The 20374-nt window shown below is 66.1% G+C and carries 30 protein-coding genes; 2 read left to right on the top strand and 28 right to left on the bottom strand.

From position 1 onward, the window contains the following. Window positions 1–8: 8 nt before the first annotated feature. Genes EAH84_RS03465 through EAH84_RS03440 form a run of 6 tightly spaced genes read right to left on the bottom strand, consistent with a single transcriptional unit; the run spans window position 9 to window position 3190 of the window. A complete protein-coding gene (locus EAH84_RS03465; protein ID WP_140867739.1) occupies window positions 9–125 on the bottom strand; it encodes a GpE family phage tail protein in 117 nt (38 codons plus the stop codon). A gap of 8 nt (window positions 126–133) precedes the next feature. Then, complete coding sequence (locus EAH84_RS03460) at window positions 134–466, bottom strand: phage tail assembly protein (protein WP_140867736.1); 333 nt, start codon at window positions 464–466, stop codon at window positions 134–136. Window positions 467–510: 44 nt separating this feature from the next. After that, a complete protein-coding gene (locus EAH84_RS03455; RefSeq protein ID WP_140867733.1) occupies window positions 511–1020 on the bottom strand; it encodes a phage major tail tube protein in 510 nt (169 codons plus the stop codon). Between the two features lie 59 nt (window positions 1021–1079). Beyond that, on the bottom strand, window positions 1080–2252 hold the full coding sequence (locus tag EAH84_RS03450) for a phage tail sheath subtilisin-like domain-containing protein (protein WP_140867730.1): 1173 nt from the start codon (window positions 2250–2252) through the stop codon (window positions 1080–1082). A 10-nt stretch (window positions 2253–2262) separates the two neighbouring features. Further along, window positions 2263–2637 carry a GPW/gp25 family protein gene (locus tag EAH84_RS03445; RefSeq protein WP_140867727.1) on the bottom strand — a complete coding sequence of 125 codons (375 nt, stop codon included), beginning with the start codon at window positions 2635–2637 and terminating at the stop codon, window positions 2263–2265. Between the two features lie 13 nt (window positions 2638–2650). Further along, window positions 2651–3190, bottom strand: coding sequence for a phage baseplate assembly protein V (locus tag EAH84_RS03440; protein ID WP_140867724.1), 540 nt, complete (start codon window positions 3188–3190; stop codon window positions 2651–2653). 108 nt (window positions 3191–3298) lie between these two features. Between EAH84_RS03440 and EAH84_RS03435 the strand changes: the two genes are divergently transcribed. Next, window positions 3299–4087, top strand: a complete 789-nt coding sequence (locus EAH84_RS03435; protein WP_140867721.1) for a hypothetical protein — start codon at window positions 3299–3301, stop codon at window positions 4085–4087. On the opposite strand, the gene EAH84_RS03430 is transcribed toward EAH84_RS03435, so the two are convergent. Genes EAH84_RS03430 through EAH84_RS03390 form a run of 9 tightly spaced genes read right to left on the bottom strand, consistent with a single transcriptional unit; the run spans window position 4084 to window position 11105 of the window. Further along, a complete protein-coding gene (locus tag EAH84_RS03430; protein WP_140867718.1) occupies window positions 4084–4455 on the bottom strand; it encodes a DUF1353 domain-containing protein in 372 nt (123 codons plus the stop codon). The genes EAH84_RS03435 and EAH84_RS03430 overlap by 4 nt on opposite strands. 21 nt (window positions 4456–4476) lie before the next feature. Continuing rightward, complete coding sequence (locus EAH84_RS03425; protein WP_140867715.1) at window positions 4477–5091, bottom strand: hypothetical protein; 615 nt, start codon at window positions 5089–5091, stop codon at window positions 4477–4479. Continuing rightward, window positions 5084–5782, bottom strand: a complete 699-nt coding sequence (locus tag EAH84_RS03420; RefSeq protein WP_140867712.1) for a hypothetical protein — start codon at window positions 5780–5782, stop codon at window positions 5084–5086. The genes EAH84_RS03425 and EAH84_RS03420 overlap by 8 nt, the downstream gene beginning before the upstream one ends. Beyond that, window positions 5779–6111, bottom strand: a complete 333-nt coding sequence (locus EAH84_RS03415) for a hypothetical protein (protein WP_140867709.1) — start codon at window positions 6109–6111, stop codon at window positions 5779–5781. The genes EAH84_RS03420 and EAH84_RS03415 overlap by 4 nt, the downstream gene beginning before the upstream one ends. Continuing rightward, the gene (locus EAH84_RS03410) at window positions 6111–6569 is read right to left on the bottom strand and encodes a hypothetical protein (RefSeq protein ID WP_140867706.1); all 459 of its coding nucleotides are present in this window, start codon (window positions 6567–6569) and stop codon (window positions 6111–6113) included. The genes EAH84_RS03415 and EAH84_RS03410 overlap by 1 nt, the downstream gene beginning before the upstream one ends. Further along, window positions 6556–6738: a hypothetical protein gene (locus EAH84_RS03405; RefSeq protein WP_140867703.1), complete on the bottom strand. Its 183-nt coding sequence runs from the start codon at window positions 6736–6738 to the stop codon at window positions 6556–6558. Before EAH84_RS03405 ends, EAH84_RS03410 begins: the two co-directional genes overlap by 14 nt. 13 nt (window positions 6739–6751) lie before the next feature. Further along, window positions 6752–9004 carry a hypothetical protein gene (locus tag EAH84_RS03400; protein ID WP_140867700.1) on the bottom strand — a complete coding sequence of 751 codons (2253 nt, stop codon included), beginning with the start codon at window positions 9002–9004 and terminating at the stop codon, window positions 6752–6754. After that, window positions 9004–10206, bottom strand: a complete 1203-nt coding sequence (locus tag EAH84_RS03395; RefSeq protein ID WP_140867697.1) for a phage tail protein I — start codon at window positions 10204–10206, stop codon at window positions 9004–9006. The genes EAH84_RS03400 and EAH84_RS03395 overlap by 1 nt, the downstream gene beginning before the upstream one ends. Further along, window positions 10203–11105 carry a baseplate assembly protein gene (locus EAH84_RS03390; RefSeq protein ID WP_161978324.1) on the bottom strand — a complete coding sequence of 301 codons (903 nt, stop codon included), beginning with the start codon at window positions 11103–11105 and terminating at the stop codon, window positions 10203–10205. Before EAH84_RS03390 ends, EAH84_RS03395 begins: the two co-directional genes overlap by 4 nt. A 595-nt stretch (window positions 11106–11700) precedes the next feature. On the opposite strand from EAH84_RS03390, the gene EAH84_RS03385 reads away from it, so the two are divergent. Beyond that, complete coding sequence (locus EAH84_RS03385) at window positions 11701–12648, top strand: TIR domain-containing protein (protein WP_140867691.1); 948 nt, start codon at window positions 11701–11703, stop codon at window positions 12646–12648. 1 nt (window position 12649) lies between these two features. Here the strand turns inward: EAH84_RS03385 and EAH84_RS03380 are convergent, their stop codons facing one another. The 13 genes from EAH84_RS03380 to EAH84_RS03320 form a co-directional block, all read right to left on the bottom strand. After that, on the bottom strand, window positions 12650–12940 hold the full coding sequence (locus EAH84_RS03380; protein WP_140867688.1) for a hypothetical protein: 291 nt from the start codon (window positions 12938–12940) through the stop codon (window positions 12650–12652). A gap of 93 nt (window positions 12941–13033) precedes the next feature. Next, window positions 13034–13711, bottom strand: coding sequence for a phage virion morphogenesis protein (locus tag EAH84_RS03375; RefSeq protein ID WP_140867685.1), 678 nt, complete (start codon window positions 13709–13711; stop codon window positions 13034–13036). 2 nt (window positions 13712–13713) lie between these two features. Beyond that, complete coding sequence (locus EAH84_RS03370; protein WP_140867682.1) at window positions 13714–14217, bottom strand: phage tail protein; 504 nt, start codon at window positions 14215–14217, stop codon at window positions 13714–13716. Beyond that, the gene (locus EAH84_RS03365) at window positions 14214–14435 is read right to left on the bottom strand and encodes a hypothetical protein (RefSeq protein WP_241656439.1); all 222 of its coding nucleotides are present in this window, start codon (window positions 14433–14435) and stop codon (window positions 14214–14216) included. The genes EAH84_RS03370 and EAH84_RS03365 overlap by 4 nt, the downstream gene beginning before the upstream one ends. A 34-nt stretch (window positions 14436–14469) precedes the next feature. Beyond that, on the bottom strand, window positions 14470–14985 hold the full coding sequence (locus EAH84_RS03360; RefSeq protein WP_140867677.1) for a hypothetical protein: 516 nt from the start codon (window positions 14983–14985) through the stop codon (window positions 14470–14472). 31 nt (window positions 14986–15016) lie between these two features. Continuing rightward, window positions 15017–15481, bottom strand: a complete 465-nt coding sequence (locus EAH84_RS03355) for a D-Ala-D-Ala carboxypeptidase family metallohydrolase (RefSeq protein WP_140867675.1) — start codon at window positions 15479–15481, stop codon at window positions 15017–15019. Continuing rightward, window positions 15481–15843, bottom strand: a complete 363-nt coding sequence (locus EAH84_RS03350; protein ID WP_140867672.1) for a hypothetical protein — start codon at window positions 15841–15843, stop codon at window positions 15481–15483. The genes EAH84_RS03355 and EAH84_RS03350 overlap by 1 nt, the downstream gene beginning before the upstream one ends. 2 nt (window positions 15844–15845) lie before the next feature. After that, entirely contained in the window at window positions 15846–16061 is a 216-nt protein-coding gene (locus EAH84_RS03345; RefSeq protein ID WP_140867669.1) for a tail protein X, read from the bottom strand. After that, window positions 16061–16543, bottom strand: coding sequence for a head completion/stabilization protein (locus EAH84_RS03340; protein ID WP_140867666.1), 483 nt, complete (start codon window positions 16541–16543; stop codon window positions 16061–16063). Before EAH84_RS03340 ends, EAH84_RS03345 begins: the two co-directional genes overlap by 1 nt. Next, complete coding sequence (locus tag EAH84_RS03335; protein ID WP_140867663.1) at window positions 16540–16770, bottom strand: hypothetical protein; 231 nt, start codon at window positions 16768–16770, stop codon at window positions 16540–16542. Before EAH84_RS03335 ends, EAH84_RS03340 begins: the two co-directional genes overlap by 4 nt. A gap of 164 nt (window positions 16771–16934) precedes the next feature. Further along, window positions 16935–17681 (bottom strand): phage terminase small subunit, encoded by a 747-nt coding sequence (gpM, locus tag EAH84_RS03330; RefSeq protein WP_241656438.1) that lies wholly within the window; start codon window positions 17679–17681, stop codon window positions 16935–16937. A gap of 211 nt (window positions 17682–17892) precedes the next feature. Further along, entirely contained in the window at window positions 17893–18948 is a 1056-nt protein-coding gene (locus EAH84_RS03325; RefSeq protein WP_338326026.1) for a phage major capsid protein, P2 family, read from the bottom strand. Between the two features lie 46 nt (window positions 18949–18994). Continuing rightward, complete coding sequence (locus EAH84_RS03320; protein ID WP_140867658.1) at window positions 18995–19846, bottom strand: GPO family capsid scaffolding protein; 852 nt, start codon at window positions 19844–19846, stop codon at window positions 18995–18997. Between the last annotated feature and the right edge of the window lie 528 nt (window positions 19847–20374).

The raw sequence follows: 20374 nt of genomic DNA, 5'->3' as shown, positions 1-20374 counted from the left end.
GGCTCCCCTCAATTGGGCGGATTGCGGCGCTTGAGCGCGCGGGCGTGCCAGCCGAGCAGTTCGGTAATCGACATCGCGTCCATCACGGCGGGGGACCAGTGGAAGACGGTCGCGACGTCGGCCATCAGCTCGTCTATGCTTGCGGGGAGGGTTCCCTCACGCCCTTGGGCAGCAAAAAATCGGTGACCTCGCCTGCGAACTGGGTGAGGTCGCCCGGATCCATCGCGGCAACGAGGTGCTTGTGAAGGATCGGGGTGGTGACGCGCGGCGCCAGCGTTTCGAGGCTGACGTAATCCATCTGGAGCAGCGATGCGACCTGGAGCCCGCGAAGCTCCCCCGACTGCGGTTTGCGAACGCGGATCTGGGTACCCGCGGCGATCTCTTCATGCCCGGCGACGACGATCGGCCAGTCGAGGGTGAAGCTGCGGATGGTGGGCGACGGGTCGGCGGTGGGAAGATCGGTCATGGCAAACTTTCGAGATCAGAGCAGCGGGATGGCGATGGCCGGGATCAGATCCCGATCGCGGCGCGGCGAGCGGCGAGGCGATCGACCCCGCCGACAATCTCGGTCATGTTGAGGACGTCGATCTCGATCTCGGTCACGCCGTTCATTTCGAGCTTGTAATAGACGAGGCTCGACTTGACCTTGAACTCGCCCATTTCGCCGGGCTTGCTCTCGCCGAAATCGATCTCCTGGTGACGGCCGCGGACGGTGATCTCGACGGTATCCATCGCGCCGGTCTCGTCGTTCACATAGGTGCCGACATAGTTGAGCTGGACGCCCGCGGCCTCGGTCATCCCGTATTGGCGCAGGATGTCGCGCATCGGGGCGGCGTAGGTCGCCTCCATCTCGAGCTTCTCGCCGCCCATGTCGATATCGACCTCGCGGTCGAGCCCGGCGGGGCGCGCGCCTTCGAACTTGCGGGCGAGCTTGGGCGGCGTCACGGCCAGCGCTTCGCCGACATAGGCGAGGCCAGAATTGCGGACCATCATGTCCTTGAGGGCGCGGCGGAAAGCCATGGTCGGTGCTCCTGGTTAGGCGGGATCGAAAAGGTCGGGTCGGGCTAGGTCGGGTTGGGTCAGGCCTGGGCGACCAGCGCGGCGAAATCGGCGAGATAGGTGTCGGTGATCCGCTGGGTCAGCCCGAGCTGTTCGAGCGGAGGGACCGGGGTGTAATCGTAATCGATCACGACCTTGCCGCCTTGCAGCGCGGTGGCGGGGTTGCGATCGGCGTCGAACCAGGCATGACCGCCGAGGATCGCGCCGGCCGAGCGGAGGATGCGAAATTCGGCGTTGATCGTTTCGACGATGTCCTTGACCAGGCTGGGGCGGAGCGGCTTGTCGATCGCCCACATCAGGCCGTTGGCGATGGTGTCGGCGAGGACCTGGGCGGTGCGGGTCGCGCTTTCGAACGCGAACAGCGGATCCTCGCTGCAGGTGCGCGAGCCCCAGAAGCGGAAGCCGCCCCCCGATCGGATCAGTGCGGTGATGTCGGCGGCGTTGAGCAGCCCCGCCTCGGTCCCGGCATCCTGAATATCGAACTGGATATCGCGAGTGAGGCCGGTGACGCCCTGGACGGTGACGTTGGAGAGCGTCTTGGCGAAGCCCTGTTCCTGGTCGATGCGCGCGCGCAGGCCGAGCGCGCGGGCGACGGCGAAGCTGGTGACATTGGCGGCGGCATCGACGTCGAACGACACGAAGTCGGGGTGGAGCAGCATGAGTTCGCGCGCGGCGAACCCGCCGCGATAGGCGATCGCGGTGGCGACGTCGGTGCCGATCGCGCTGGCGTAGGCCATCGCGCGGAGCTTCTGCGCGACGACGATCAGCGCGGCGGTAACCTCTTCGGTATCGAGGCCGGGGCAACCGAGGATGCGGGGGCGGATGCCGACCTGCGCCTCGGCGGCCAGCAGCGCCTGGAGGCCGCTTTTGATGCCATCGGTGGTGGTGCCGATCACGGCGGCGCTGGTTTCGGCCTCGTCGGCACCGGGAGCGACGCGGACGAGAACGATCGGGGTCTTCACCTGATCGGCGATGGCGGTGAGGGCACGCTTCATCGTGCCGGTCACCCCCGCCTTGCCGATCGCGGTGGCGATGTCGGTGATCAGGACGGGGCGATCGAGCGGGAAGGCGGCGGCGTCGGCCGCAGGGCCGGTGACGACCAGGCCGATCACCGCAGTCGCGACGATGGCAAGGCTGCGGGCGCCGTCGGAGACTTCGACGAGGCTGATGCCGTGATGATATTGGTCGACCATGATCGTCCTTTCAGGGAGCGGAGAAGCGCAAGGGGATGGCGAGGGTGGTGAGCGCGGTGGTCGCGCCGGTCAGGCTGGCGGGGCGATCGGTACGGCGCCCGGTGATGGTGAGATGATAGGACCCGACCGCATCGCCCGATTCGAGCCCGACCTGGGTCAGTTCGATCCGGGGTTCCCAGCGTGCGATCGCGATCGCGGTGGCGGCGAACAGGCGGAGCCGCCCCGCGGCGTTCATCGCCTGGTCGATCAGATCGGGGAGGAGCGAGCCATAGTCGCGGCGACAGACGCGCGAGCCGATGCGGGTGGCGAACAGGTCGGTGAGCGACTGCGCGAGATGCGCGTCGCCCGACAGCGGTTTTCCCGTAACGGCCGACATGCCGATCATGAGCGGGGGCCGATCATGCGACCGGCTTTCCGCTGACCGCGCCGCCCGCCTGGACGTGATCGTGGACGTGGTTCTTCAGGCTGACGCCGCTGCCAGTGACGTCGTCGCGCACGGTGAGCCTGCCCTCGATCGTCACGTCGGCGCGCAGCGTGATGCCGCCCGATGCCTCGATCGTCGCGGTGCCGCCCGCTGGCAGCGTCGCGGTCAACGCATGGGCGCTGGCGTCATAGGTGAGGACCGCGCCATCGGCATAGGTGACGACGGTGGCGTGTTCGTCGGCGGAAGGCGCGGCGTTGGCGTCGGAATAGATGCCGGGAAGGACGATGCCGGCGGCGGTGTCGGATTCGGGGCAGAGCAGGACGACCTGTTCGCCGACCGAGGGCGGCGACCAGTGACGCGTCGCGCCTGCGCGCAGGGTGAGCCAAGGGAGATCGCCGGTGAGGATGTCGCCGACCCGGACACGACAGGTCGCGGCGCCATGATCGACCGATGCGACGGTCGCGAGGCGCACTAGGTCGCCGATCTGGCGCTGCGTATCCGGTTGGTCACCCATGACGGCCAACCATGCCGTTCGGCTTCGCGCGATGCGCGGGCCTGGGGGTGGAGAATGCGGTTTTCCGCCTTATACGCTTCACGCCTACCCCACGCCGGAGTGCCGTGAATGATTACCGATGACTGGGGGGATCCTGTCATTGCGGAGGGGAGCTTTCATAGGCGAATACCGGCTGGCTTAGCGCCAGAAAGTCGTATCGCGATGGATGCGATTATATTGTGCGCCGATATCGTTACCTGCGACTGGCGACGCCTTCAGCACGGGTTGCTGACAATTGGCATGGAGACTGAGGGGATAACGCCGCTCCAGCGAGCGGATCTTTGGGGAGCTGCTTGGAACATCGTTGATCAGATTCACCTCGCGCGCGAGATCGCCCGGCGAATATCGAGCTCACCACCTGGCCCAGCCACGCAAGCATTCTTGAATGACACAAAAGTCACAACGCTCGTTCGGAATTGCATGGACCATATCCCGGAGATGCTTCCGCAGCACGGTATTTCGAAAAAGCAAACGCCGATATTCGGAGTTTTGAACTGGTTTTTTTGGCCTAACCCTCCCGAATATCCATACTTCGGTTTCTCCATGTCGGCTGGTTCAAGCGCGTCCACGAGATCGTGGATTGTAAAGCCGCCATCAGATGAGTGGCTGCGCTCGCCACTTCATGGAATATCGTTGCAGTCGTTCGATCATGAAATCCTGCTTGACCGACTTGTCCGCACATTTCGTATTTGGATCGCGGCTTGCGATCCCTCCCTTGAAGAGCAGGTCCTCAGTCAGCTCGCGGAGTACGCGGAGCGGAGCGGGGAAAGCTTCGAAGCGCTCATCGCTGCTATTGATCAACCCCCGCTCATCAAGATGGAGATAACGCCCAGCGAAGAAGGCGAACCACGTAATTAAGTTGCTCGTGCCCGGGTTTCGTTCAGCCGCACCGCCTCGAACACCAGCTCACGCTGCCACGGCGTCACGTCCTCGGCCGCCATGGCGGTGAGGAAGATCGCATCGCCTTCGAGCTTCGAGAAGCGCAGGTCCTCGCGGAGGCGGTCATGGACAGCCGCGCTGCGGATCATCGCGCCGACGTCGATCAGCTTGAGTGCCCACCAGGGTACCGACGGGCCGTCAGTTTCGAACCCGGCGGGGACGGTGATGGCGAGGCCAGATCCTTTGTAGCCGATCTCGAACGCGAAGGATTCGGCGACGCGGTAGATCGCGCGGCCCTCGCGGGTCTGGCCGGTCGGTTCGAGCAGCGCGCGGGTGAAGCCGCTCATGATATCTCTCTCCGCATCCGCTTAGGCCGGCCAGCCGGTATCGAGATCATATGGCTCGTCGACGGCGATCGCGTCTTTGATCGCCCAACTGCGCGCAAGGATGGCGCGGCCCCAGGCGGCCATGCCGAGCAGGGTGTCGAGCCCGTCGGCATAGCTGACGGTGACGGTGGTGTTGGCGGCGGTGCGGAAGCTGGCGTCGACGACGTCGCCATAACCCTTGTCGACCGCGGCGGCGTAGCTGGCCTGGCTGGTCAGCCAGTTGGTGCGATCCTCTACGCCGCGCACCTGGAGCCGCTGCCCCGCGAAGGCGGGGTTCGCGGGAGCGAACCCTGCGAAAAATGCCTGTTCGGCGCGGGCGTCGACGGCGGCACGGGCAGCGACGCGCCGCGTCTCGGCGCGGGCGGTGATCTCCTCGGCGGACAGTGGCTCGATCGTCCAGGCCGCGCCGTCCCAGCCGAGCTGCTCGGTCGCGTCATCGATCGCGGGCGGTTCGGGGGCTTCAGACCAGCCGCAGGCCGCGATCGCGTCGGGATGCCCGTCAAGCGGGGTCAGCAGCCAGCCATCCGACAATCGTCGGTCGAAGGCAGGAAGCTGGGTCGGCATCGCGCCGCCCTTCGAAAACATCTGGTCAGTCATTGATATCGCTCACCCCCCATTCGATCACGATCAGACCGGCACCACCGGCATAAAGCTGTCCGCCGGGCGAGCCGCCGCCACCACCGCCATAGGAGCCGCCCGGGGCCTGATAGCCGCCAGCACCTGCCGAGGCGGCCGCGCCGTCGGAGGTTCTGACAAAGGCCGCGCCGGTTCCCGCGATTCCCGGTGTGGTGTTGCTCGTGGCGTTACCGCCGTCGCCCGATCGCCCGGCCGCGCCGCCACCGGACACGACGTAATAGCCGGTGTTTATCGTTCCGTTGCCGCCTTTGCGCGTGATCGTGCCGATCGACGCATTGTTGATCCCGCCGCCAGACGTATAGGCTGCACCGGCTGCCTTGAGCAGCGTGGTGCCCGCGCGCGCGACCGTCGCGCCTTGCTGCGACACGCCCGTCGCGATCGTGCCGGTAAGCGTCTCGCCCGCGGCCACCGCGATAATCGACGAGGCGAAGCCGCCACCACCGCCACCATATATATTGCCGTCACCGCCATCGACCGCCGGATGACCGGCGCTCCAGGCGCTGACCCTCGCGACGTCGTAGCTGTCGGGCACGAGGATGTCGCCTGTGGCGGTGTAGAACTGAACGAGGACCGGCAGACCGCTCGTATTCAGGCTGGCAACGCGCGCGACGCGTTCGGCACGGCCGAGTAAGGGTCGCCGGAGCAGCGTCATAGGATGTTGCGGGTGCCGACGATCGAAGCCGCGATCGTCGTCACGGCACCCGCGGCGACGTAGAGACGCGCGCCCGGTGGCAGGGGGAGCGCGACCTCGGCATCCTTGCTCTCCTTCGCCTTGAGCGGCCAGTCGGCGAGGCGACGATGCTTGTCCGCGAGGACCTCGCCGACGGGAACGAGCCAGAGGCTGACGGTGGACGCGACGGCGGTGTAGTTCGTGACGCGGACCGAGACGGCGTTCTCTTCGCCCGCAGGCACAGTGAGCAACGGCGCGACGGTGTTGGTGGCCAACACCGCGTGAACGGGGGCGATCGCAAGCTGGGTCATCAAAAGCTCCCGGTGATGAAGGCACGTTCGGCGCGGGTCGGGACAGCCGCAATCGTGGCCGCGGCCGCGGCAAGCTGCGCGGCCACCGCAATATTTTGCGCGGCGAGTTGGTGGGCGACCGACGCGTCGATGTCGGCGAGGCGCGCGGTCACCTGCGTATCGAGCTGGGCGAGCAGCTGTTCGAGCGGGTCACCCGCGAGCCATGCCGCCTGGATCGTGGCGAGCTGGGTGGCGATCGCCTCCGCATCGAGGAAGATCGGGGTGAGCACCTCGTTGAGCCGATCGAGCCCGATCCCCTTCAGCTGTTCGATCGCGAACAGGAAGTCGGGCTGGACCGATTCGACGCGGCGCAGCCACGCGACGATATAGAGCATCGCGCGGTTCATCCGCGCCGGGGTCGCGGCGCGATCGACGGCAAAGTCGAGTTCGCGCGGGAGCGCGGCGCTAGGCGTCGGCAACGGCACTGGTCACCAGACCGGGTTCGGCGCGCATCCGTGCGAGCGTGGCATCGTCGACGCGGATGTCGTGACTGGGCTTGTAGCGGAAATCGGGAAAGAGCGGGTCGTCCCAAGCCCGCGCCAGATCGACGCGATGATAGCCGCTCGCGGGCTTCTTCTTGCTTGCCATGTTCAGGGGCTCCTTAGAGGGCGTAGTCTTTGCGCCAGGCGAAGTGGAACACGTCGAGCGCGCTGTCGGTGGTGGCGGTGGCCTTCATCCGATATTGCGTCACCGCGGCGCCGAGGTTGAAGATCCAGGTGCGCTCGATCACGCCGTCTTCGCCGACCGCGTCGACGATCGAGGACGCGGCGGTCTCGGTCGCGTAGGCGACGCCGGTGAGCAACGTGATCGCAGCGGTGTGATGCGCGGTCTCGAAATCCTCGAGCCGGGCGATGACGCGGATCGAGGCGGAGCCCGCGCCGGGCAGGATGCGAGGGGTCGAGAACCAGGCGAGCGCGGTGCGGCTGCGCGAGACGGTGACCTGGCTGCCCGTCAGCATGATGCCGGGCATCATGTCGGGCGAGCCGGTGAATACCGCGCGGAACGGGAGCAACGGCGGGATGACCCCGCCCGCGCCGAGCACGAGGTCTTCGGTCTTGGCGAGCGGATACCAGATGCCGGCGACCTGGATCTCGAAGGTGAGTTGGGTCGAACCGGGGATGATCGCGGGGGCGATGATGTTGATCGTCGAGATGCCGCCATTGAGGGTGAGCGGGTTGAGATCGATCACCGCGCGCGCGGTCGCGAATTCGGCGGCATAGAGGTCGAACGCGAGATCGCGGGTCGCGTCGCCCTGCTGATAGGCGCCGTCGAGCACGTAGAAGAAGGTGCCCGACGGGAAGGCGGTACCGGGAACGGTGCCGACCCAGTGATCGGCCGCGGTGATGACGACGATCGCGTAGCGTTTGCCCCCGGTCAGGAACACCGGCTGCAGCGGGATGACGTTCTTGCCGATGCCGAGCGTTTGCCGTTCGACGGTCGTCTTCGACAGCACCTTGTCGAGCAGCGGCAGGCCGCGATCGGTTTCGCAGATCGCGAGCGTCACCTGGCCATCGGCGGCGAGGCGGGTGAAGGTGAGGCCGACCGCGTCGAGCCACATGTCGTTCGCCTGCAGGAAGGTCTCGGCGATCTGGGTGCCGTTGACCTGGCTGTTGACGGTGACGACGTCCCAATAGGGTTCTTCGTACGTGTCTTCCCAGAACTGCTGGGTTCGGATCATGTAATGGCCGAGCGCCTTGTCGCGATCGGAGGGGTCGACAGTCCACGTCTCACCCGCGACTCGGAAAATGCCCGAGAGCGGATCATAGGCGCCGCTCTGCCACCAGGCCGAATTGGTGCAGACGGTCGCGCTGCGGCCATAGGTGATGCTGACGCGGCTGATCGTGCGCTGTACGACCTGTTGGACGCCATAGGTGAACTGCGAGGCCTGGACCTCTCCGGTCGACGGGCCGACGCTCTGGCGCAGCTTGCGGGTGTACGCCGGGAACAGCATCCCGCCCGCGATCTTCGCGGCGGGGTTGAGCGGATTGAAGATGCCGAGCGGCGCGATTCCGACCGCCTCGGGCGCGAAGCGGATGCCTTCGGCGACGCTGACGTTGCTGCCCGGATAGACCAGATCGGAGCCGCGCGCATCGAGGAAGAAATCGGCGGTGCTGTCGACCGCTGCGGCGGGGATGCCCTGCTTGGCCTCGAGCACCGCGAGGCGGCCGAGCGAGCGGCCGTAATTTTCCTTGCTGACGAGGCGCGACTGGCCCGCGGTGAGCGCGGCGATGTCGGAGCCGAGCGACGCGATCTGGGGCAACGCTTTGTCGCGGAAGTCCTCGACGGTCGCGACGCGGTTGGCGACGCCCTCGATCGAATCGAGCGCGGTGGCGGCGACCATGTCGACCGAGGCGATCCCGGCCGGGGTGAGCAGGATCGTCGCGACGACGAGCGCGCCGGTGGGGACGATCGGCGCGATCGGATCGGCGCTTTCCTGGCCGACGACGGTGTTGACGTTTGCGACGCGCGCGCGGGTCATCGCGACCTGGCGCGGTTCGGACGCGCCAGTTTCCTCATTGAGCAGGAATTCACGCGTGGTCTGGTCGGTGTCGACCTCATCGCCGAAGACCGCGAGGCTGACGATCTTGCGCGTCGCGACGGGCAGGCTGGTCGTGAAGTCACGGATATAGACCTGGTCGGCGGCGTAGACCACGCCGGCCGAATAGAGGCGGCCGGGCTGGACGGTGAGCGTCGTCACCCCGGTCGCGGCGGCATCGAACCCGGCATAGCGGCGATCGCCGGTGATCGCGTCGGCGACGATATGGTCGATCCCGCCCTGGGCGTAGCTCTGGAGATCGTTGAAGTCGCCGGGGGCGGCGTCCATGTCCTCCTGGAAGATCACGCGCTTTTCCATCAGAATTTCCTCATTCGTGTCCCGAAGGTGAAGTCGTCGCCGAAGGTCAGGCCGGGGGCGAAGGCGGCGCCGGCATGGCTGGCGGTATCGATCCGGATCGTGTCGCGCGCGGCCTTGGCAACGCGGACCGCCTCGATCGTGCGCGCGAGCGCGCTGAAGTCGGCGCGCTTCAGGAAGCCGCGGCCGTGCCAGCGGTCGAAGGCGAGGCGCGGGCGGTGCATCGGCACCGCGATGCTGAGCTCGGCGGTGTAGGCGCCGATGCCGAACCGGCCATGGCCGTGCCAGGTGCGCACCCGGCGCCGCGCGATGTCGACCGACGGATCGGCGATCGAGATGCGGTCATAGACCAGAAGCGGCGCGGCCGAGCGCTGGAGGAAGCGGAGCGGGCGCCCCAGGAAGCTGCGATGACGTGGCGCGATGCGACCCGCGAAGATCCGGGTCGGTGCCACGTCGACGGGGGCGGTGCCGCGCGAGACCGCGAAGGACGCAGCGCTGGAGCTGGCGCGGAAGGCGAGTACGTCGTCGGCACCGCGCGAGGCGGCGAGGTCGCCATGATTGAAGCCATGGCCGTACCAGCTGCGCCCCGGACGGGTCGCGGGGATGAGCGCGCGGATCGCATCGCCGTCCTGATCGAGCGCGATCGGGATCTCGACGCCGCCCAGTTGCGGTTTGGACTGCCAGAAGGTGGCGCGGGTCCCGGTGAGCGAGGGGCCGCGCGTGGCGCGGAGCCAGGCATGGCCGTGGAACGACCGGCGCGCGGCGGCGGCGGCGGGGAACCAGCGCCGATACGCGATGGCGTCGTGGGCGAAGGGATAGAGCCGGATCTGCGGCAGCGCGGCGAGCTGGGCGGCGCGCGCCGCGTCGGTGATCGCGGATTTCCAGAAGCCGCGCGCGGGCGGGCGGATCGCGGCGCGGACCTCGCTGTCGACCAGCGCGACGTGGCGCCTGATCCCGGCGAGGGTGGTCTTCGAACGGTGGAGATCGATCGCCTGTGCGCAGACGGCACGCTTCTTCACCTCGGGCCAGGCATCGTCCCACAGGTCGATCGACAATTGCCAGGCGAGGAAACCCAGTTGGTCGGCGGGACACGTCGTGGGGCTCCAGGTGGTGGTGACGCGCGCGAAGGGCAGCGCGAGGCGCGCGGCGATGCTCGCCTCGAGCGCGCCCTCGAGCGGGGTGGCGTGGGGGAGGAGTGTGGTCATCCGACCAGTTGCCCGAGCACCTGGACGATGACGGTGCAGGTAGTGAGGTAGGCCGCCTGGGTCTCGGTGGGCACGACGTCGCCGATGTCGACGATCGCGCGCTCGACCCCGCCGATCGACGCGGCCGACGCGATCATCTGCGCATAGACGGGCAGCCCGATGTGATGGCGCGCGGCGGCGTAGCTGCGAATGCTCGCCTCGGCGGCGTCGCGGATCAGGACGGGATCGGGTCCCGAGCGGATCTGGACGGTGACCGTCGGCGTATAGAGGAGGATGTCGGCGGCGCGCACGGTGACGATGTCGGTCAGCTGGGCGGCGTCGTCACCCGCGAAGGCGGTGCGGACGCGGTCGACCGTCGCGGCGTCGACGATCCCATCACCGGCGCGCGCGAGCAGGACGAGATCGACCCGACCGCCGCCACGCTTGATGACCGCGACATCCTTTAGCTCGGGGGCGAGGGTGAGCACCGCGACGCGGTAGCCGCCCCCGGTGAGCCCCGGCCCGGCCAGCAATTCGGGCGCGGCTTGAAGGCGGGCGCGGAGCTCGTCGTCGCTTTCGAGGATGGCGGCATCTGTGTCGGTCGCGGGCGCGACGATCAGCCGATGGAGACCGTAGAACGCGCCGAGCTGGTCGAGGTTCGCTCCGCGCGCAAAGGCGAGCATTGTGGCCTGACCGGCATCGTCGATCGCGGCGCGGAGCAAGGTCTCGCGATAGGCCGCGACCTCAAGCGCCTTGATCGCCGGGTCGGATGGGAGGAGCGCGTCGAAGTCGGGCGCGCGCACGCGGAAATCGGCGAGCAGCGCGTCGAAGCATTGCTGGTACGACAGCCGATCGACGAGCACCGGCGCGGCGAGCCGCGACAGGTCGATGGTCGGAAAGCTGGCGGTGAGGGCGGACACGCGGCCCATGTCGACGGGGGATGGGGCAGGGCGCTAGCGTGAGGGGATGGAGAATGCGGTTTTCCGCTTGCACGCAGCCGAGCCTGTCGCTCTCCCTAGGCTGAGTTACCGATCACTTCAATTGTTGTGTCTTGGCAAAAGCCGCGCAATGCTGTCACGCAAAGGTAGGGATCATTATGAGCGTGACGCAGATTTCGCGAGGATATTTCAGCATGCCTGATCAGGAGACGGAGGTGCGGATCGCCTGCTCGGCAGATTTTACGGTCTCGGTCATGGCGCGTAATGTTGATACGGTTGGAGGTGGGGTCGTTCTCGTCACTCCTGAGAGTGCGTTTCGCGGGCCGGGATCGACCGGCGACGCCGACGCGCTGGCGATTGACGTGCCGGGGCTAACGGGGATGTTTGTAGGGTGTGTCGGGGCGATGGCGGGTGAGGAAATACTGCTCCAGCCGATAGGCACCCGGCGATGTGCGATCTTCGTGACAGTCGAAACCGATGCCGGGGCCACTGTGACAATGACACGGGGTTAGCCAGTCCGCGCTGGCGATCAAATTTTCGAGCGAGGATAGGCTGCATAGGCCCACACTAGATATGATTGACATTCTTGCTGTCTAATATCTTTTTGGAGGATGTCGACTTGGCCTATAGAGTTCTTCTCGCCAAACTTCTCCAATACGCCTTCGAAGAGCGGTCTTGCTCCGACGAGTTAATTACTAGAGTGTTCGCAGAATCATCATTCAGACACGAAATTGCCTGTGACCTGAGAAGAGTCGTGCGTGATGGTCAAGCGCTAGCTTATGACTCTTTCGGTGTGCGAAAATATATCATTAACGATAAGGGGATCGATGAAATCTCGCAAGCAGCTCGAGAACCTTACAGCGACATACGCTTTTTGCTAGAATCGAGTTTTGATTTCCCCCTATTCTTCCATCTTGCTGACAAGGGGGAGCCGCGATATAATCGTCAACTGCTCGAGATCGATCGATCTCCGTATGACGATCGCACGCCCGCGGCGCGCGCGGACAGCTGGTGGGTTCGGTTGTTGAGTGGCCACGACGTCGCGCTATCTTTCGGCGGCGACTATCGCCCCTATGTCGAGGAAGTTGCGCAGTCGCTAAAATTGCGGGGAGTTTCCGTCTTTTACGATCGATTTTTCGAAAGCGACATGTGGGGTCGCGACGGCCGAAGATATTTCGAGCGCATATTTAAGGATAAAGCGCGATACGTGGTCGTGTTTGCGTCTCGCTCATATTCGGAACGACCGTGGACCGAGATCGAGAGACAAGCTATAGTATCACGCCGCAATTTTCTCTCAACGGATCGCGTCTTGATCGTGCGGTGCGATCGGGCAGAAATCGACGGTATCCCCCCTGAAATGATCTACAAAACGAAGCAAGCTCACGAAGCACACGAGCTTGCCTTCGAGATTTGCTGGAAGATTGGTATGCCCCCTAATGGAATTAAGGCGCCGGCCGATATAGAGGATATCATACGTCAAGCCCGGCAGAACGCAGCGGCAATGCGGGCCCGCTCAGCCATTTAGATTAGCTTTCCTCGTCGGGTGAGTGACCGGTGATCGCACTGATGCTCACGACAAAGGCCCGCAGTATGTCGCGATCTGACAATGGGCTATCAATGGGAAAGTCTGGGCCCGTGCCCGATGGACCGCCGCCCGGCCCCTCGATACGGGTTGCATTGACGTATCTTCCGGTATCAGCCCAGTCCTTTTCACCTTCGCGGCGAGAAACCCATGCGCGCGCCCAGCCATTGGTTCCGGGCTTACCCCTGTTCCATTCGATATAAGGCTGGCCCTTTTGATCTGTTCCAAATTTCATCGATCAATCTCGCTTCGTGGTGGCAGAGCGAATAGCATGTTCAGTAGGACGCGCCGACGCAACTATATTCAATGCAGAGGTTCGCGTGAGGTCTTAGCTGGCGTGGTCCAAATACATGTAGAGGGTATCGAGCATCCGGCTCCGTTCGGCTAGGGTCAGACCCAGCAGGCCGCGCTGGGCGTAGCGGACCGGTTTGGCGTTCTTGGCGGGGCGATCGGTGCCGCCATCCTGGTGGACGGTCGCGATTTCGGCGGCGCGACCGGTGAAGCCGATCCAGGCTTCGCGGTCGCCCGCCTGGCTGCGCAGGTTGCGCGGATTGCGGAGCTTGCGGAACATCGCGCGTGCACGGATCGTGCCGCGACGTCGCAGCTTGCCCCCCGCCTTGTTGCGATCGGCGGCGTCGACGGGAAGCCATTTGGCGACCTGATCCCAGAAGAAGCTGCGGATCCCGCCGGCATCGATGTCGTAGCCGGTCATCAGCGGACCTTGTCGGATCCAGCTCTTCATAAAGACTGCGCGCGGTTCGGCCGCGCCCTTGGGATAGAGGAATTTCACCGCGTAGCCGCCCGGCTTTTGCTGGCGCCCGCCATCCGCATCGCGGCGCGGCGCGTAGCTATTGCCCTCGGGGGACTTCTGCTGGCCGATCCGGGTGGACTGACTCTTCTGGATATCGCGCGCGATCGTGCGGAGCAGGCGGCGGCGTTCGGCGGGCGCGATGCTGCGAAGCAGATTGCCCGCGAGTTCCTCGATCTGTTCGAGGTCGCCCGCCATGGTCAGGCCGCCAGGATCGCGAGCGCGTCGGGATCGGTGGTCTGCGCGACCAGCTCGTCGCGCAGGAACAGCTGCCACAGCGACGCGCCGCAGACGCCGGGGAATTCGTCGATGCCGACCTGGCGCTGGTCGACGCGGGTGGTGGTGAACCCGCCGCCCGGCTTCGCCGCGACCAGGACGAGCTCGCTGAGTTCGATCGCGATCTCGATATCGCAGCGATCGTCGTCGAGGACCTCGGCCGAAAAGGTGAAGGGCTGGCCCCTGTCGAGCAAATCGGGTTGTTGTTCGGCGACCCAGGCGAGAATCGGCACGAACAGCGTGTCGACGTCGCCTGCGAATTCCTGGACGACGATCGAGAGGGTGTAGCGCTCTTCATAGCCGAGCGTTGCGCCGCGGCGCGCGGCGATATTGCCCTTGTCGACGAAGAGCTGGAGCCGGGTCGGATCGGTCGCCAGCGCTGGAACGCTGGCGAGCAGCAGGCGGGCGAGGCCGTCGGGTTTGATCATTTACCCGACGGCGTCGCATTGTCGGCGCAGGTGCCGGGCGCGTTCCAGTCGATGAGGCGATCGAGCTGGGCGGCGTTGGCGCCGAACGCCTTGGCGAGGCGGATGATGCCGGCGCGCACCTTGTTGGGGATCTGCGCGATCAGCGCGGGATCCTCGGGCAGCCCCTCGGGGCGTTCGGCGCAGCGGGTCAGCTCGGCGGGGGGCCTGTCCTTGACCACGACCGCGACGGGTACTTGCTTGTCGACCGGGACCTCAAGGCCGGGGCGGGCGCAGGCCAGCAACGCCGTTGACAGCAGCAAACCAGTCGCGATCGACCTGGTTCTTGGCATCGGCATCGGCATCGGCACTCTCCATACGTTGGGCGGCCGAGCTGGCCGCCTCGGCCGCGGCGCGCGCGGCCTGGTTGTCGGTGTTCTGGCGGGCATCGTGATCGGCGAGCGCCTGGGCGAGGGTCGCCGCAGTGCGTTCGTCGGTGTTCGCCTTGAAATCGGCGAGATCGAGGACGCGACGCTGGCACAGCGCGCCGCGGCCATGGTCGATCGTCACCAGCTGGCCGTTGCTGGCGGTGCCGGTCGACGTCGACGCGGCGAAATCCTGGCCGACCCCGGCACAGATCAGCTCTGCGCGGTGGCGGATGTCGTCGCGATCGTTCGCGACCTGGCGATATTGGACGTAGAGCCAGGCACCGACCGCGGCGACGACGAGGAGGACGATGAACGCGGCCTCGCCGCGCAGCCTGGCGAACAGTCCGGAGAGGAGCAGCTTCATTGGGTCGATCCTTTCGGGGGCGTCGGTCCTTTCACGGGTTGATGCCGGCGGCGTAACGCGCGCCATGGCTGCCCAGCGTCATGGTGAGCACCGACTTGCGCGCGCGGCCCTGGCGAAACGAGACATGGACCCAGCCGGAATTGGGGTCGCCCGCGTGGTGCGCCTCGAGGATCAGCTGGTCGAACACCAGATGGTCGCGGATCCAGCGCGCGAGCACCGCGTTGCTGACGCCCGCGATCTCGATATCCGCCGCCTCGCCGCGGCGATGCTGGCTGGTGTCGGCCGAACCTACCGCGGCGTTGGTCCCCGGGCTGCGATAGCCGCTGTTGACATGGACGGGCTGACCGAAGTGCGCGCGGATGGGTTCGAGCACGCGCTCGCACAGCGTCTTGAGCGCGGCGATCTCGACGGGGCCGGGCTGGTTGGCATCGCCGATGCGGTGCGCGGTATCGCTCGCAGTCATCTCGGCGAGCGAGAAATGGGGGGAGAGCTGCATCAGCCGTCATCCTTGGTCAGCGGGGGGTCCTTTTTGGGGAGAACCCGGTCGACGATCGCGCCGGGGAGCCCGGCGACCTTGTCGGCCGCGCCGTCGATGAATTTAGGGGTCGCCTTGAACGCGATCATGCCGACGACGAAGCCGACCGCCTGGATGACGAAGGGTTGTTGCGGCCAGACCGCGCCGATCGCGTTGGTCGCGAAATAGCTGACCACGATTCCGACCGACATCTGGACGAAGCGGCGCGACCAAGTGAGCCCGGTTTCGTAGGCGAGGCTGACCGCGGCCCCCAGGGCGGCGGGCATCAGCCCGACCAGGAAGGTCATCGCCGCGCCCGCGATCTCGTGGAGGAGCTTGTCCATCATCAATCCCAAAGCTGTACGGTTTCGATCCGGCGCACCGCGGGCGCGGCGTCGGGAACGGTAACGAGGGTGCCGAGCGGGAGGATCGGCCCGAGTGCGGCGATGCCGGGATTGAGCGCGAGGACCGCATCGAGATCGGCGGGGCCGAGCGCGCGCATCCGCCAGATCAGCCCGTCGAGCGTATCGCCCTGATCGGCGCGAAGCTGATCGCTTGCCATCAGATCAGTTCCACGGTCGTGGCGGAGCGGCCGAGGATCTGGCGGATCGCATGGGTGGCATCGCGGCGCAGCTGATCGGGCGACATGTCGAGCGCGCTGGCATCGCGCTGCGCGCCGCCAGCCTGGTCGACATCGCGGTGACGCTCGATCAGTTCGGCCTTGGCCAGCGCTCCGACCGCGCGTTCGTAGAGCAGCACGAGGCGGCTTTTGCCGTCGAGCTGGAGCGCGGGGACATCGGCGAGACTCGCATGGCCGCCGAGCAGCTGGGCCGCGGCGAACAGCGCGAGATCGGGCGCGAGCGTCAGGATCGCGCCGATACAGGCGGCGCGGATCCGTTCAGCGAGGATCCCCGCGGGGATGCGCACCGCGAGCGCGATCGCGTCGGGTTCGATGTCGGGGAGCCAGCCGTCGTTGATGATGACGGCCTGGGTGCGGGCGGTCGCGCCGGGAACGATCGAGGGGGTACAGACCAGCCCGCTCATACGGGATCACCGAATAGCGCGGCGACCAGAAGCAGGTTGCCCGCAAGATAGATGGAGAGGCCGATCACGATCGTCGCCGCGCCGACGATCCGCGTGGTCCGGATCGATACGCGTGCATCGACCCCGACGACCATCGCGACCGCGCCCGCGAGCGCCGCGTAGATGCCGAGCCCCAGCAGGATCAGCGCGATCGAGAAATGGAAGGCGGCGGGCATCATCCCAAGCATCGTCCGTGTCCTGTTGCTCGCCCCGGACGCGCCAGCGCCTACGGGGGTGAGGATCGGGTCGGACGACGGCCCTGCGACCCGAAGGTCTCCCGTCCCGCGCGATCCGCCCCCGAGCGCCGGGGGCGAGAATGGTAGCCCCGAAGCAAAACCTCGGGACGGATTGGTCAGGCGGCGGGCGCGGTTGCCTCGTCGCCTGCAGTGCGCGCGGCGGTGACCGCCTTTTCGAGGCGCTTGATGCGGTCTTTCGCGCCGGCGCGCGGATTGAGTTCCTGGGCGCGGCGGAGCTTGGCGAGCGCGATTTCGCCGGTCGCGATCACCGCCTCGCTGCCCTCCGCCTGGTCGGCCGCGCGGGCGAGCTCGATGCCGATCGTCTTCATCAGCTTGGCGCGGACCTCGTCGTGCATGTCGGCCTCGTCGGTCAGCGCGTCGACCGCCTGCAGCACTTCGAGCGGGAATGCCTCGTCCTTGGCCTGGACCCGCGCAGCCTGGTCGGCGACCTCCTCGACGATCAACGTCGGGGCGGCGCGCTGATAGCGCGAGGGGAGCGGCACGTCGAAATGAAGCACGTAGCCCGCCAGGTTGAGCGCGACGAACCAGTCGCTGGTATCGATCGCCCAGACCATGATGGTGGGCAGCACTTCATCGGCGACCGCCTGACCGGCCTCCTGCGCCGATTCGAGAAGCGCCGAGACCCAGGGCATGTAGGCGGGGAGCATTTCGCGCTTTGCCTCGATCTTGCGTTCGATCGACTGGATGTCCTTGAGGCGGCGCAGATCGTGGGCGAGCCGCAGGCGGATCTGCGCAGCGACGGGGTCGACCCCGGCCGCAAGCGCATCGGCATCGGTGGTGGTGCCGGTCGTCGCCATGGCGGCGATGGCATGCCCCATGCGGTGTTCGCGCGCGGGGGTCATGACCTCGATACGCAGCGGCGCGGCTGGGTTGGGTGAGGCGGGGTCGGGGGACGCGGAAATGGGGGGTCGCCCGCCCTCCCGGCCGGATACGATCGCGGGTGCGGGTGACGGCCCGGCCAGCTGACTGGCGAGGCGTTCCCGATGGCGGCGAGCTGGGCTCATGATCGTTCCAGGTTGCGAGAGGGCGGACAGGGCTGGGGTCGCGAGGTCGTTAGACCTTCGGACCGATCTGGATGTTCTCGACGAGCGCGGCCTTGCCGTATTCCTCGACCATGAAAGCGTCGTTGATGCTTTCGTAGTTCGCGATCCGGTCGTATTCGGGCTCGTCCTTGATCGCGCGGCGCGCCGAGCCGACCTGCCAATAATAGCTGAGGTTCTTGAGGCTGGTGACCATCAGCGCATTGGCGGGGAAGAACGGCACCTGGACGGTCGGCTTGCCGCCCAGCTGGCGGCTCGAGAGGATGACGTCGCGCGCGACCTGTTCGGTGGCCTTGTCGCCAGCCTCGCCGATGATCTTGAAATATTTGTCGTGGACGAGGTCGCTGCCGACGATGACGACGAGGTCGGTCGCAGTGCGGAAGCGTTCGTGGAGCAGGTTCTGGATGACGTCGAACACGAGCGCGTCGAGGTTGACGTAATCGGCCGGGCCAGTGTCGTCGACATAGACCTTGAGGTTGTCGAGGCCGCCCGAGGACATCACGCGCGCCGGGGCATAGGTACGCATCTTGTAGAGCCAGCCCCAGTTGACGTCCTGGAGTAGCGGGAAGGCGTCGCTGTCGGTTTCGACCGCGGCGTCGATGCCGTTGAAGCCGATGGTGATGATGTCCGACGCCTTTTGCACCATCACCGCGTCGCGGACGAGCGTCTGGAATTCGGGGCGGTGCGCCCAGGCATCGAGCAGCGCGTAGCGCCATTCGTAATCGTAATCGGTTTTCTTGCAGAAATACTGGTCGATCGTGTCGCTGGCGGCGACCGCGGTGGGGTTGCGGCGGTTGCCCGCGGCGGTGTTGGTGCGGCTGGCCAGCGTGCGGCTGACGCCGACGCCGACGCGATCGCCGACCTGCGCGATGACCGGCACGACGTTGATCCGGTTCATGAAGTCGCTCGTCACCTGCAGCTTGGCCTGGAGGCGCTGTTCGATCACCGGGGTGACCGCGAATTCCTTCAGTTCGCCGGGCATCACGGTGGCGCTGGCATCGAGATGGTTGAGGCGCGCGACCTGGGCGACGAAGCCGTTGAAGAGGAGGCGGGTGCGGTTCTGCAGCATGGGGTAGATCTCCGGGGAGGAAAGGCGCGGGGTCGGTTGGGCGCGATCAGCAGTCGGTCAGGACCGCGCCGTCACCACCGGTGGCGGGCTGGCGCGAGAAGCCCCCCGGCGCCTCGGTGGTTTCGAGCGTGGACTTGAGCGTTGCGAAGTCGTTCTGCAGCGTCGCCTGCGCGTCGACGACGGGTTTCAGCGCGTCGCCGATCGATTTGGCCATCTGGTCGCCGATCGCGGTCGCGAAGGCGGCGAAATTGTCGTTGGCGGCCTCCTTGGGCTGCTCCTTCGGCTTTTCTTCTTTGGGTTTCTCACCGGTCGAGAACATCGCGGCGACCGCGGCGAAGCCGTTCTTGATCGCGTCAGCGACCCCGGTGCCATCCGACGCGATCGGCTCAAGCTCGATCGGCAAGGATTCGGCGGCGGTGAAGAAATTGTCGGGGGCGGCCTTGCGACCGTCGAACATCGGCTTCAGCGCCGAGAAGTTGAGCGCCTCGACCCCCAAGCTGGCGGGGTTGTCGGTAATCGCCATGCCGACCATGCCGACCTTGCCGGTGCCGGCGAAATTGGGGGTCAGTTCGAGGCTGGGATAGGGCTTCTGCCCCTTTTTGCGGACCGCGATGAGCTGGTCGTTCGCCTCTGCCTGCGCATAAAGCGCACGGCGCTTGACCGGCTTGCCGTCGATCGTGATGTCATCGTCCTGGGCGCGGACCGCGACGATGTCGCCATAGCCGTTGAATGGCGGTTCGGGGCTGAACCCCTTGATATGTTCGCAGTTGATCCGGACCGGCGAGGTCTTCGTATTGAAGTTCGCGACGATCTGATCGATCCAGTCGCGTTCGATCACGCGGCCATCCGACGCGGTCGCGCCTTCGACGAAGCAGCGGAAGAACTGGGTCTTGGCCATGGCAGTTGCGGTCCTTCAGGATTGATGCGCGGGCGATGAATTCGCCAAAGGCACCGAAGGCGCGTCTGTTCTCAAGGCGTTGGGAGTGGAGAACCGGATTTTCCGGCTTCTGCACGCGATCTCGCCGTTCTTTGTTGGTCGGTCAGATCCGCAACCGTTGCAGCGTTCGATACCTAACTAGCCGCTACCAGGTGGAAATGCGGCCGGACCGGAACTGCCCAGTAGCGGACATTCAGCCCGTCGGGTCGGCAAATGTTCGCTAACGCTCAACGGCGGACAGTTCGGCTGGTCGCTCAAGAGCGGCCAAGGTAAAGTGCGTGGGTGTTCAGCAAGCGAGCCTACGTCGAGCTAGAAGGCTTCGAAACCGCGATCGGGAGCGGCTCACCGGGCTATGTCTGGCCAGATGCACCAGCCGAAATCGCTGTTCATTGATGGTGGGCATGCCTTGCCCGCGGTAACAGGATATTCCGTCTCAATACTTCAACAGGAGATTAACATTGTTAAAGAGTGTTGTTGGCAAGATAGCCG

The sequence above is a fragment of the Sphingomonas oligophenolica genome, from assembly GCF_006438955.1.
GTDB classification, from domain to species: domain Bacteria; phylum Pseudomonadota; class Alphaproteobacteria; order Sphingomonadales; family Sphingomonadaceae; genus Sphingomonas; species Sphingomonas oligophenolica_A.
This window is presented reverse-complemented; position numbering and strand designations above follow the sequence as displayed.